The sequence below is a fragment of the Rhodanobacteraceae bacterium genome (genome assembly GCA_016713135.1).
Lineage (GTDB): Bacteria > Pseudomonadota > Gammaproteobacteria > Xanthomonadales > SZUA-5 > JADKFD01.
This window is the reverse complement of sequence record JADJPR010000003.1, coordinates 140,106-152,378: the sequence shown is the minus strand read 5'-3', so window position 1 is coordinate 152,378 and position 12,273 is coordinate 140,106. Positions and strand designations below refer to the sequence as shown.

Genomic DNA, 12,273 nt, shown 5'->3' with positions numbered 1-12,273 from the left:
AAGCTGTGAGTAGTGAGTAGTGAGTAGTGAGTGGCAAGAGCGATTCGAGGCACCTTTGCAGGATCAGCGAGTGATTCCTCTCTCAATCTCGGCTTGCGGGGCACCGCTTTGTGAGTGGCAAGAGCGATTCGAGGCACCGGCGTGGTATCGGCGAGTGATCACTCTCTGAGTCTCGGCTTGCGGGGCACCGCTTCTGCCACTCACTACTCACCACTCACTACTCACAGCTTCATCGCCACTCACCACTCACCGCTCCATCACTGCTTCGCCCGCCGCTCCGCCTCGGTAAAGGCCACCTTGTCGCGGAGATAAACTGGCAGCGCCTGGCGCGCGGGCACGCCCTGGCCCGCGCGCAAGGCGCGGGCGCCGAGGCGGGCGATGCTGCCCGCCTGCGGGTACAGCGGGCCGTCGACGCGGTCCAGGCGATAGCCGAAGCGCTGTTTCAGCGCCTCGCGGTGGGCGCGCTCGCCGGGCCCGACGGCGCACCAGATGTTGTCCCCCGGCAGCTCCAGCGCGGCTGGCGTGAGCAGCCGCTCGTCGCCCAGCGACAGCACCAGGCCGTCGGCGTCGACATCGAAGTAGCCCGCGTACAGCTCGCCCATGCGCGCATCCGCCAGCGCCAGGATCGGCGCCACCGCGCCGCGTTCGAAACCCTCCTGCGCCAGCGCCGCCAGCGACGAAACTGGAAGCGCCGGGATGTCCAGGCCGTAGGCGATGCCCTGGGCCGCGGCCACCGCCATGCGCACCCCGGTGAACGCGCCGGGACCGCAACCGAAGGCCACCGCGGACAGGTCCAGCTTGCCGATGCGTGCATCGGCGAGCACGGCGTCGATCAGCGGCAGCAGGCGGTCGCCGTGGCGCGGGCCCGGCGCGTCGATGCGCTCGCAGACTTCGCCGGCGCTCCAGACCGCCACCGACAGCACTTCGGTCGAGCATTCGATGGCGAGCAGGTTCATGGCGTGGCGCCCTGGGGGTCACTGGAATCGGCGGGGCCGGCACTGTACCAGTCGAGACGTCGGGTCAGGTACATCGCGGCGGCGAGCAGCAGGGCGAGGCCGATCGCACCCAGCAGCAGCGACATTTCCTCGGCGCGGATCAGCACCAGCAAGAAGCCGTAAAGCGTCGCCAGCACACAGGCACCGACCGCGCCCCTGCCCCAGCCGCGCAACACCGCCGCCGAATAGCCGCCGACCATCGCGACCACCGCGGCCGCGGCCAGCAGATAGGCCGGGATGAACCCGATGTGCTCGCTGAGCGCCAGCAGCAGCAGGTAGAACACCGCCAGCGCCATGCCGACCAGCGCATAGTGGAAGGGATGCAGGCGCACGCCGACCAGCACCTCGGTGAGGAACAGCGCGGCCATGGTCAGCGCCAGCACCAGCACGCCGTACTTGGCGGTGCGCTCGTTCTGCTGGTACAGCCCACCCGGCTCGACCAGCGCCACGCCGACTGCCTGATTGCCCCACTGGCTGATGGAGCCCGCGTCGCCGATCACCGCCGGGATGCCGGTGGACAGATCGAGCAGGCGCCAGCCGGCGCTGAAACCCGCCGCGCTGACCTCGCGTTCGCGCGGCAGCGCGCCGCCGGCGAAGCCGGGATGCGGCCAGTCGCCCTGCACCGCCACGCTGAACTCGGCGGCGTTGGGCACGAAGTCGAGCGCCCGCGCACCGGCCAGTTCCAGGTCGATGGCAAAGCCCAGGCTCGCTGCGATTGCGACGTCGGTTGCGATTGGGGTGGCGAGCACCGCGCGCGATTCACTGCCGCGCACGGCGTGGTCGACCACCCAGCGTTCCGCCCCCGGCTTGAGCTTGAGCTCGCTGCCTGCCAGCTCCACCCGGCGCACTTCGCGCAAGCCGGTAAGGTCGCCCGGTGCGAACTGCAGGGTCAGTTGCTGCAAGGTCCAGCTGTCGGGCTCGTCCAGGTCGGCACGCGCCGCGGCCGGGTTGTAGCTGCCCTCGATGCGCACCGCCGCGCTGTAGATCGGCAGCTCGTAGATGCCGAGCTGGCGGGTTTCGACCTTGAGCGTGGCCTTGACGTCGGCCTGCACCGGCGTCAGCCAGCGGGTACGGCGTTCACGGATGATCTCGTTGTCCTTGTTGACGCTGTCGCGGGTGAACTCGAAGCGCAGCAGCGGCAGCAGCAGGCTCTGCTCGCGACCCCAGCCCGCGGCAATGCGCGATTCCGCCTCGTGCGCCAGGCTCGCCCGCTCCTGCACCAGGTCGTAAACCAGGCCAAGCGGAATCAGCAACAGCAGCGAGAGGAAGCCAAGGACGAACAGCTTGAAGGTGGTGGATCCGGTGAAGGCGATGCGAGACATGGAAGCGCTCGGGACCTGAGGAGGCTCCAGCAGACACCTGGTGTGTGTGGCCAGTGTGAGCTGCGCGGGTCATTGTCCGGGCGCACGGGGGCAAGGCCGTGGCAGCGGCACAACATTGGGAAGATGCCCGGCCTCCGTGTGCTCGATCCGTGAAATCAATCCAGGCCTCGGCCGGTCTGATCCAGTCATCGACTGCGGACGCCCAAGCCATGACCCTGATGATCTTCGGACTCTACGACGCCATCGTCGAACGCCTGCGCGCCATGGGCGAGTACGTTCCCCGCCTGGTCATGCGCCTGGTGATGGGATGGGAGTTCTTCGAGGCGGGCCTGGAGAAGTTCCGCGGCGAGAATTGGTTCGCCGGCATCCAGGGCGATTTTCCGGTTCCCCTTCAATCTCGTCCCGGCCAGTGTGTCGTGGACCATGGCAACCTGGTTCGAGCTCGTCGGCGCGATCGCGCTGTGGCTGGGTCTCGCCACGCGCTTCTTCGCCTTTTCGCTGCTGTTCCTGACCTTCGTGGCCACCGCCGCGGTGCACTGGCCGGACATGTGGGACATGTGGGGCGACCTGCTCAAGGGCTACGCGATTTCCGACATGGGTCACGGCAATTACAAGCTGCCGCTGCTGTTCGTGGTCATGTTGATCCCGCTGGTGTTCAACGGACCCGGCAAACTCAGCCTCGATCATCTGGTCCGGCTTGCGCTCAAGCGTCCGGAGCCAGCCGCACGGATGGACGGTCTTGCGCTCGGATTGGGTCTGGCACTGCTCGGACTGCCGATGCTGATGCTGATTCCTGGCGTCGGCGCAGCGCTGCTGGGACTGGCCTTGCTGGCCGCGGCATACGCCTGGCGCAGCAGTCGCGCCTGACCCGGACCGCGGCAGGCTATTCCACGAACGCTGACGGCTTGCGCACTCTGATGCATCGCGATAGTGTGATGTTATAACAACATCCAGGATTCAGCCATGCGCGCGCAACAACCCAGACTTCTGCTCCTGACACTGCTGATCGCCACTTCCCTGCGCGCGACGGCGGCAGGCCAGGAAGAACACGCGCAGGAACATGCACGTGAACTGGACGCAGTAATCGTCGAAGCGGATCCGTTGAAGAGCGCCTATGGGGATCTGATCCAGCCCGCATCGGTGCTGCGCGGCCCTCAGCTCGAGCAGCGCAAGGCAGATACGCTGGGCGAAACCTTGTCGCATGAGCCCGGCGTGCAGACGAGCTTCTTCGGCCCGGCCGTTGGCCGCCCGGTGATTCGCGGCCAGGATGGCGCGCGAGTCCAGGTCCTGAGCGAAGGCATATCCTCGATGGACGCCTCGACCGTGAGCGTGGACCACGCCACGACGATCGAGCCCTTCCTCGCGGACCAGATCGAGGTGCTGCGCGGTCCGGCGACGCTGCTCTACGGTGCGGGCGCGGTCGGCGGGGTGGTCAATGTCGTGGATGGGCGGATCGCGGAGGAAGGCGCGCAGGCGCCATTCAGCGGACGCGCCCAGTTCGGTGTCGACAGCGTGGCCGATGCGCGCTTCGGGATGGCGCGCATCGAGACGGGCAATGAGCGTTTCGTCCTGCGTGCGGACGCCTACCACCGCGATGTGGAGGACTACGAGATCCCCGGACGCGCAGAGGTCGATGCAGACGAGGACGAGCCCGAAGGAATCGTCGAGAACAGCGCGCTGCGCAACCACGGTGGTGCCGTGGGCGCGTCGTGGATCGGCGAGTCGGGCTTCATCGGCCTGGCGGTCAGCAGCTACCGCTCCAACTACGGCATCCCGGGACATGCGCACGAGCACGCGGAAGAGCGCGCGCTGAAGAGCGAAGAGGAAGAGGAGGTCGTGCCCCTGGACATGGACCAGACACGCATCGACCTCAAGGGAGGACTGAAGACCGGGTCGGACCTCGCCGAAGATGTGCGCGTGCGGATCGGCCACAATCGCTATGAGCATGTCGAGCTGGAGGGCGACGAGGTGGGCACGCGCTTCGACAACGACGAGCTGATCGGACGCGTGGATGTCGTGCATGCAGAGGTCGGCGGTTGGCGCGGCGCCTATGGCCTGAGCTTCAGCGAGCGGGACTTCGAAGCCGCGGGCGAGGAAGCCTTCGTGCCACCGAGCGACACCTCGCAGTTGGGCTTGTTCCTGATCGAACAGCGCGACCTCGGCGACTGGAAACTGGAGCTGGGCACCCGTTACGACTCGCAGGAGATCGACACCCGCACTGGCCAGTCGGCGGACCACCGCGGCTGGAGCCTGTCCGCGGGCGCCAGCGTGCCGCTGACCGGACCGGTCTCACTCACCCTGAGCGCAGACCGGGCGGCGCGCCTTCCCACCGCTGAAGAGCTGTTTTCGGATGGTCCGCACGCGGCCACTGCGGCCTATGAAATCGGTGATGCCAGCCTCGACGAGGAAATCGCCAATCAGTTCGATGTCGGCCTGCGCTGGCGCAGCGAGCGCTTCACGGGCAGCGTGAACCTGTTCCACACGCGCTTCGACGACTTCATCTACCAGCTGGACACCGGCGACATCGAGGACGATCTCCCGGTTTGGCAGTGGACCCAGGAGGATGCCCGGTTCACGGGATTCGAAGCAGAGGGACTGTGGCACCTGGGTGAGACGAGCGTGGGCCACTTCGATCTGCGTGGGTACGGCGACCGCGTGCGGGCACACGTCGTCGGTGGCGGCGACCTTCCGCGGATCCCGCAAAGCAGACTGGGTGGGGAACTGCGCTGGCACACCGGCGCCTGGCAAGCCAGTGTGGGCGCCCTGCACTACTTCGAACAGGACCGCGTTGCCGCCCTGGAGAGCACGAGCGACAGCTTCACGCTGTGGGATGCGTACCTGGGTTACACCTTCGACGCCGGCTCGGCGAACTTCGAGTGGTATCTCAAGGGCGAGAACCTCGGCGACGCCGAAGCCAGGCTGCACACCTCGGTCCTCAAAGACCGCGCGCCGCTGCCGGGCCGTAACCTGACGGCCGGTGTGCGCGTCTATTTCTGATGTGAATGGAGGCGGGTGCCGAGCAAGCTCGGCACTACGCGAAGCCACTCTGTAGAGCGGAGCTTGCTCCGCTTGGGGGCTGCTTGCCGAGCAAGCTCGGCACTACGCAGGCCGCCCGTAGCGCGGAGCTCGCTCCGCTCGGGGCTGTTTGCCGAGCGGAGCTTGCTCTGCCCGGCGGTCAGACGTTGAAGCGGAAGTGCAGCACATCGCCTTCCTGCACGATGTAGTCCTTGCCTTCCAGGCGCAGCTTGCCTTCGGCCTTGGCGCCGGCTTCGCCCTTGCAGCGGATGTAGTCGTCGTAGGCGATGGTTTCGGCGCGGATGAAGCCCTTCTCGAAGTCGGTGTGGATCACGCCGGCTGCCTGCGGGGCGGTGAAGCCGGCCTTTATCGTCCACGCACGGACTTCCTTCTCGCCCGCGGTGAAATAGGTGCGCAGGCCGAGCAGCTTGTAGCCGGCGCGGATCACGCGGTTGAGGCCGGGCTCGTCCAGGCCCATGTCGGCGAGGAAAGCCGCGCGATCCTCATCTTCCAGCTGGCCCAGCTCTTCTTCGATGGCCGCGCACACCGGCACCACCTCGGCGCCCTCGGTCGCGGCGCGCGCGCGCACGGCGTCGAGGAAGGGATTGTTCTCGAAGCCATCCTCACGCACGTTGGCGACGTACATGACGGGCTTCAGCGTCAGCAGGAACAGGTCGCGCAACAGCAGCTTCTCGTCGGCACTCAGCTCGACGGTGCGCGCCGGCTTGCCTTGATCCAGTGCATCGCGCACCTTCTGCAGCACGGGGCGGCGCGCGATCGCGTCCTTGTCGCCCGCCTTGGCGGCGCGTTCGGCGCGGTTCAGCGCCTTCTCGACGCTGTCCAGGTCCGCCAGCGCCAGTTCGGTGTCGATGGTCTCGATGTCCGAGATCGGATCGACCTTGCCGGCCACGTGCACGATGTCCGGGTGCTCGAAGCAGCGCACCACGTGCGAGATCGCATCGACCTCACGGATGTGCGCGAGGAACTGGTTGCCCAGGCCTTCGCCCTGCGCGGCTCCCTTGACCAGGCCCGCGATGTCGACGAACTCGATGGTGGTGGGGATGATCTTCAGCGGCTTTGCGATTTTCGACAACGCATCCAGGCGCGGATCCGGCACCGGCACCACACCGACATTCGGGTCGATGGTGCAGAAAGGGTAGTTGGCTGCCGCGATGCCCGCCTTGGTCAGCGCATTGAAGAGCGTCGACTTGCCGACATTGGGCAGGCCGACGATGCCGCATTTGATGCCCATGGGGTTGGAACTCCAGCGGGCACGGGGCCCTGATTGAATGATTGGATGCAAGGTCAAACGTGAAACGTAAAACGTCAATTCGCCCCGGTCCCGATTGACGTTTTACGTTTTACGTTTGACCGCACCCGGATAGATGCCGGTCAAGGCTTCGGGGTATGCAACAACATCATCGCCCGGTCCAGCGCGCCCTCCCGGCACAGCGGGAACACCGCCAACGCGGCATCGATGGCGCCGCGGATGGCCTGCTCGTCGGCGACGCTCGGGCGGCCGAGCACCCAGGGCGTGACCAGTTCCTTGCGGCCAGGGTGGCCGATGCCGATGCGCAAACGGTGGAACTTGCCATGCCCGAGTTGCACCATGGTGTCGCGCAAACCGTTCTGGCCGCCGTGGCCGCCGTCGAACTTGAGGCGCGCAACCCCCGGCGGCAAGTCGAGTTCGTCGTGCACGAGCAGCGCTTCGGAAGGATCGATCTTGTAGTAGTTCAGCACCGCGCTGACCGCGATGCCGCTGCGGTTCATGTAGGTGGTTGGCTTGACCAGCAGCAGGCCGCCCGCCCCCTTGCCGACCTCCGCGTTCAGCTTCGACTCCGGCAACAGGCGCACGCCCAACTGCTCCGCCAGCGCATCGGCGAACCAGAATCCAGCGTTGTGCCGCTGGCGCGCATGCTCGGCGCCGGGATTGCCGAGCCCGAATACGACGCGGATGGGGTTGCCCGGAGACATGACAGATCGGAGAGTCAATCGTGGGTCGGGTGAAACGTAAAACGTCAATCGGCCACCGCTTCGATTGACGTTTTACGTTTGACGTTTCACTCGGCAGGGAATCACCCCCCGCGCATCGAAGTCAAACGTGAAACGTAAAACGTCAACTGGCCAGCGTTTCGATTGACGTTTTACGTTTGACGTTTCACCCTCGGCCTTACTTTTCACTTTTCACTTTTCACTTTTCCCCGCTCCGAAAACACATCGGCCGGCCGTCGCCGGCCGGCCGATGCGATACTCAACGGCGCGAATTACTTCTTTGCCGCCGGCTTGGCCGGGGCAGCTTTCGCCGGGGCCGCAGCCTTGGCCGCAGCGGCCGGCTTCTTGCCCGCCGCCGGAACCGGCTGCGCAGCGCCTTCGGCCGGCGCTTCCGCCGCTTCCTCGATCGCCATGCGTGCCACGACCACCGCCACATCGTGCTCACGGCCCAGCTTGAGCGACGGGATTTCCACGCCCTCGGGCAACTTGATGTCGGACACGTGGATGGTGTCGCCGATCTTCAGGTCCGCCAGGTCGACTTCCAGGAACTCCGGGAGGTCCTTCGGCAGGCAGCTGATTTCGACGTCGTTGAGCTCGTGCAGGATCAGCGAGCCGCCGGTCTTGCCGGCCGGCGAGGTGGCCTGATTCAGGAAGTGCAGCGGCACGCGCAGGCGCACCGGCTCGGTCTCGGACACGCGCTGGAAGTCGATGTGCAGCAGCATCGGCTTGTACGGATGACGCTGCAGGTCGCGCAGGAGCGCCTTCTGCGTCTCGTTGCCCACGTCCAGCTCGAGGATGGAGGTGTAGAACCACTCGTTGTTGGCGTAGCGATAGGCCAGCAGCTGGTCCATCTGCAGCGCGCGCGGCGCCTGGCCGCCACCGTACAGGATCGCCGGCACCTTGCCCGCGGCGCGAAGGCGGCGGCTCGCACCCTTCCCTTCGTCAGCGCGGAATTCCACCGGCACATTTCGAATCTTGGCCATTTCAAACATCCTTCAATGATGGCATTCCATCCGGGAACGCCGTTGATGAGAGGCCGCGGCGATCCGTTCGCCACGCCTCACCTCCGCAACACCGGCCGCGACCAGCCGATCCGAGGGGTGAGTGCTGTAGCCGCGTGCAGCCACAGGACTCGCTACTCGGAGCGGTAAAAAGTGAAAGGTAAAAAGTGAAAGGAGAAGCGGGTGCGCCCTGGCCGCCCTTTCACTTTTCACCTTTCACCGCTTCAATCCACATACAATGAACTCACGCTCTCACCGCCATCGATGCGCCGGATGGTCTCGGCCAGCAACTCGGCGACCGACAACTGGCGGATGCGGCTGCAGGCGCGGGCTTCCGGGCGCAGCGCGATGGTGTCGGTGACCACCATCTCGTCGAGCGCGGAGTTGCTGATGTTGTCGACGGCTGCACCGGACAGCACCGGATGCACGCAATAGGCGACGACGCGCTTGGCGCCGCGCTCCTTCAGCGCGCGCGCCGCCGAGCACAGGGTGCCGGCGGTGTCCACGATGTCGTCGACCAGGATGCAGGTGCGCCCGGCCACGTCGCCGATGATGTTCATCACCACCGATTCGTTGGCCTTCGGGCGGCGCTTGTCGATGATCGCCAGGTCGGCATCGTCGAGGCGCTTGGCCATCGCCCGCGCGCGCACGACGCCACCGACGTCCGGCGCCACCACGATGATCGAATCGCCCGCGTAGTTGCGCCACATGTCGGCCAGCAGCACCGGCGAGGCGTAAACATTGTCCAGCGGGACGTCGAAGAAACCCTGAATCTGGTCGGCGTGCAGGTCCACCGTGAGCACGCGGTCGGTGCCGACGGTGCCGATGATGTCGGCCGCCACCTTGGCGGTGATCGGCACGCGCGCGTTGCGCGCCCGGCGGTCCTGGCGCGCATAGCCGAAATACGGCATCACCGCGGTCACCGACGAGGCGGAAGCGCGCTTGAGCGCGTCCACGAACGCCAGCAGTTCCATCAGGTTCTCTGCGGCGGGCGGCGACGTCGGCTGCACCAGGTAGACATTCTGGTTGCGGACGTTGTCGAGGATCTCGATGGCGACTTCGCCATCGCTGAAGCGGCCCACATTGGCCTTGCCCAGCGGCACACCCAGCTCGAACGCAATCTGGCTGGCCAGACGCGGGTGCGAGTTGCCGGTGAACACCATCAAACCGGGCGGGGAGAGGTCTGGACGCTTCGAGCTCATGGGAATAATTGGCTGGGGCGCTAGGACTCGAACCTAGGAATGCGGGAATCAAAATCCCGTGCCTTACCGACTTGGCGACGCCCCAAGCCGTCCGCGATGGCCCGCTGCCTGGTCTGGTGACCGGGCCCGATGGCTGTCCACGGAGCCCGCTATTTTCCGGCCCGCGCCAAGGCGTTGTCAAACCAATTCGCGACCGAAACCGCCACGCGACCGCGCCAGTTCACCGGAAGCTCAGCCAGAAGCGTCTGCGCAGCCAGCGGATCCGCCACTTCCGCGAACACTGCGCTGCCGCTCCCGGTCAGCCGCGCCTCGCCACAACGTAGCTGCAGCCAGTCCATCGCCGCGACCACCCCGGACGCCAGCGCGCAGGCCACCGGCGCGAACACATTGTCCTCGATGCCGCCGGCCAGATACTGCGCAACCGACACCGGCGCGCAGTCCCGGCGCAGCGCAGGGTGCGCGAACATCGGCCCGGTGGCCAATGCCACGCCCGGGTGCACCACCAGGTAATGCCGATGCACATAAGGGCAGCGGCTGCAGCTCTTCGCCGATGCCCTCGGCGAACGCCGGTTGCTGGCCGAGGAACACCGGCACATCGGCCCCGAGGCGCGCGCCGATGCGGATCAGTTCATCCGCGCCCAGGCGCAACTGCCACAGATGGTTCAACGCCAGCAGCGTCGCCGCCGCATCCGCGCTGCCACCGCCCAGGCCCGCGCCGGTCGGGATGTGCTTGGTCAGGGCGAGCGTGCAGCCTGCACCCGAGGGCGCCAGCGGCTGCAGCGCGCGCGCCGCGCGCACCACCAGGTCGTCATCCGCCGCGACTTCGGCCATGCCGCCGACCCGCGCGATCACGCCGTCATCGCGCGCCTCGATCTCGAGCTCGTCGCACCAGTCGATCAGCTCGAAGGCCGTCTGCAGCAGGTGATAACCATCCGCGCGGCGTCCGGTGATGTGCAGGAAGCGATTCAGCTTCGCGGGTGGGCGCAGGCGCATGCGTCGGAGTGCAGGTGGCTGGGGGGCGCTGGGGACGGATCGGACCCCGTCCGGATTTTGCGTTCAGGTGCGCAGGAACTGGCGCACCACCGGATTATCAGTCTCGTCGACGCAGTCGTAGCCGAGCACGCCGAGGCTGGCGTGAAGGGCGGATTCGTCGGCAGCATCGGCCACCTCGATACCGGCGAACACGCGGCCGTAGGCTGCGCCGTGGCTGCGATAGTGGAACAGAGTGATGTTCCAGCGGGTGCCCATCTGCTCGAGAAAACGCAGCAGCGCGCCGGGGCGCTCGGGGAACTCAAAGCGGTAGACCCGCTCACGGCCATTCACCTCAGCGCGCCCGCCGACCATGTGGCGCACGTGCAGCTTCGCCAGCTCGTTGTCGGTGTAGTCGCTGACGGCATAGCCGGCGCCGCGCAACTGGCCGAGGAGCTCGCTGCGCTCGGCAGCCCCGCGCCGGAGCGCGATCCCGACATAGATCTGCGCCGCAGCGCCCGGCGCGTAGCGATAGTTGAACTCGGTGACGCTGCGTGGCCCGAGCGCGCGGCAAAAACCGAGGAAGCTGCCCGGTTGCTCGGGGATGGTGACGCCGAGCACCGCCTCGTGCGCCTCGCCGATCTCTGCGCGCTCGGCGATATGCCGCAGGCGATCGAAATTGACGTTGGCGCCGCTGGCCACCGCGCATAGCGTGGCCGGTTCGGCCAGCCCCTCGGCGTAGCGCTTGAGCCCCGCGAGCGCCAGGGCGCCAGCCGGTTCCAGCACGATGCGGGTGTCATCGAACACATCCTTGATCGCTGCGCAGATCTCGTCGGTGCCGACCAGCACCATCTCGTCGATGTGCTGGCGCAAGACCTTGAAGGTGTGGTCGCCGATGCGCTTGACCGCCACGCCATCGACGAACAATCCGACCTGGTCCAGGGTCACTGGCTCGCCGGCCTTGAGCGCGGCATCGAGGCAGGCCGCGTCCACCGGTTCCACCCCGATCACCCGGATCTCCGGCCGCAGCGCCTTGAGGTAAGCCGCCATCCCGGCCGCAAGCCCGCCGCCGCCGACCGGAATGAAGACCGCGTCCAACCGACCCGGGTGCTGCCGCAGCAGTTCCATTGCCACCGTACCCTGTCCGGCGATCACCAGCGGATCGTCGTAGGGATGCACGAAGGTCAGGCCACGCTCGGCAGCGAGCCGCTTGCCCACCGCTGCTGCGGCGTCGTAGCCATCGCCTTCGAGGATGATCTCGGCGCCGAAAGCCGCCACCGCGTCGACCTTGATCGACGGGGTCGTCGATGGCATCACGATGGTCGCGCGGCAGCCGAGCTCGCGCGCGGCCAGCGCCACGCCCTGCGCGTGATTGCCGGCGGAGACCGCCAGCACCCCCGCCGCGCGCTCGGCTTCGCTCAGGCTGGCCATCTTGTTGTAGGCACCGCGCAGCTTGAACGAGAACACCGGCTGCAGGTCTTCGCGCTTGAGCAGCACGCGGTGCCCGATGCGCCGGGACAAGCGCCGCGCTTCGGTCAGCGGCGACTCGATCGCCACCTCGTAAACGCGAGAAGTCAGCACCGCGCGCAGGTAATCAGGCATCGAATCGGGCATGGCGTCCTCCTGCCCCGATGTTGCATTGCAACAGGACGGCGGTGCAAGGGCAGGTGTTGGTGTGGGCTGTTGGTATTGGAAGCGGCAGACCGCGGAGGCCGAAAGGCCACGGGCCACGTGCAACGCCCTTTCCAACACCAACAACCCACACCAACACCAGCCG

8 protein-coding genes, 1 tRNA gene and 2 pseudogenes are annotated in these 12,273 nt (G+C 66.8%); 2 read left to right on the top strand and 9 right to left on the bottom strand.

From position 1 onward, the window contains the following. Positions 1 to 257: 257 nt before the first annotated feature. Together tsaB and creD are read right to left on the bottom strand one after the other, a co-directional pair. Positions 258 to 956 (bottom strand): tRNA (adenosine(37)-N6)-threonylcarbamoyltransferase complex dimerization subunit type 1 TsaB, encoded by a 699-nt coding sequence (gene tsaB, locus IPK27_04890; protein ID MBK8066971.1) that lies wholly within the window; start codon positions 954 to 956, stop codon positions 258 to 260. Next, the gene (creD, locus tag IPK27_04885; GenBank protein ID MBK8066970.1) at positions 953 to 2,317 is read right to left on the bottom strand and encodes a cell envelope integrity protein CreD; all 1,365 of its coding nucleotides are present in this window, start codon (positions 2,315 to 2,317) and stop codon (positions 953 to 955) included. The genes tsaB and creD overlap by 4 nt, the downstream gene beginning before the upstream one ends. Before the next feature lie 218 nt (positions 2,318 to 2,535). Between creD and IPK27_04880 the strand changes: the two are divergent. Then, a pseudogene (locus IPK27_04880) lies at positions 2,536 to 3,184 on the top strand (DoxX family protein). 96 nt (positions 3,185 to 3,280) lie between these two features. Further along, positions 3,281 to 5,314 (top strand): TonB-dependent receptor, encoded by a 2,034-nt coding sequence (locus IPK27_04875; protein ID MBK8066969.1) that lies wholly within the window; start codon positions 3,281 to 3,283, stop codon positions 5,312 to 5,314. A 178-nt stretch (positions 5,315 to 5,492) separates the two neighbouring features. Here the strand turns inward: IPK27_04875 and ychF are convergent, their stop codons facing one another. The 7 genes and pseudogenes from ychF to ilvA form a co-directional block, all read right to left on the bottom strand. After that, entirely contained in the window at positions 5,493 to 6,584 is a 1,092-nt protein-coding gene (ychF, locus tag IPK27_04870; GenBank protein ID MBK8066968.1) for a redox-regulated ATPase YchF, read from the bottom strand. Positions 6,585 to 6,724: 140 nt separating this feature from the next. After that, on the bottom strand, positions 6,725 to 7,306 hold the full coding sequence (gene pth / locus IPK27_04865) for an aminoacyl-tRNA hydrolase (GenBank protein ID MBK8066967.1): 582 nt from the start codon (positions 7,304 to 7,306) through the stop codon (positions 6,725 to 6,727). 290 nt (positions 7,307 to 7,596) lie between these two features. Next, complete coding sequence (locus IPK27_04860; GenBank protein MBK8066966.1) at positions 7,597 to 8,307, bottom strand: 50S ribosomal protein L25/general stress protein Ctc; 711 nt, start codon at positions 8,305 to 8,307, stop codon at positions 7,597 to 7,599. A gap of 242 nt (positions 8,308 to 8,549) precedes the next feature. Next, positions 8,550 to 9,488 carry a ribose-phosphate diphosphokinase gene (locus IPK27_04855; GenBank protein ID MBK8066965.1) on the bottom strand — a complete coding sequence of 313 codons (939 nt, stop codon included), beginning with the start codon at positions 9,486 to 9,488 and terminating at the stop codon, positions 8,550 to 8,552. Positions 9,489 to 9,536: 48 nt separating this feature from the next. Next, positions 9,537 to 9,612: transfer RNA gene (locus IPK27_04850), tRNA-Gln, on the bottom strand. Between the two features lie 64 nt (positions 9,613 to 9,676). After that, positions 9,677 to 10,520, bottom strand: a pseudogene (gene ispE, locus IPK27_04845) (4-(cytidine 5'-diphospho)-2-C-methyl-D-erythritol kinase). Between the two features lie 63 nt (positions 10,521 to 10,583). Then, the gene (gene ilvA / locus IPK27_04840) at positions 10,584 to 12,098 is read right to left on the bottom strand and encodes a threonine ammonia-lyase, biosynthetic (GenBank protein ID MBK8066964.1); all 1,515 of its coding nucleotides are present in this window, start codon (positions 12,096 to 12,098) and stop codon (positions 10,584 to 10,586) included. Positions 12,099 to 12,273 lie beyond the last annotated feature (175 nt).

Excerpts from the sequence above, each read along its gene's own strand:
- tsaB (MBK8066971.1), bottom strand. The coding sequence starts at position 956 with ATGAACCTGCTCGCCATCGAATGCTCGACCGAAGTGCTGTCGGTGGCG.
- creD (MBK8066970.1), bottom strand. The coding sequence starts at position 2,317 with ATGTCTCGCATCGCCTTCACCGGATCCACCACCTTCAAGCTGTTCGTC.
- IPK27_04875 (MBK8066969.1), top strand. The coding sequence starts at position 3,281 with ATGCGCGCGCAACAACCCAGACTTCTGCTCCTGACACTGCTGATCGCC.
- ychF (MBK8066968.1), bottom strand. The coding sequence starts at position 6,584 with ATGGGCATCAAATGCGGCATCGTCGGCCTGCCCAATGTCGGCAAGTCG.
- pth (MBK8066967.1), bottom strand. The coding sequence starts at position 7,306 with ATGTCTCCGGGCAACCCCATCCGCGTCGTATTCGGGCTCGGCAATCCC.
- IPK27_04860 (MBK8066966.1), bottom strand. The coding sequence starts at position 8,307 with ATGGCCAAGATTCGAAATGTGCCGGTGGAATTCCGCGCTGACGAAGGG.
- IPK27_04855 (MBK8066965.1), bottom strand. The coding sequence starts at position 9,488 with ATGGTGTTCACCGGCAACTCGCACCCGCGTCTGGCCAGCCAGATTGCG.
- ilvA (MBK8066964.1), bottom strand. The coding sequence starts at position 12,098 with ATGCCTGATTACCTGCGCGCGGTGCTGACTTCTCGCGTTTACGAGGTG.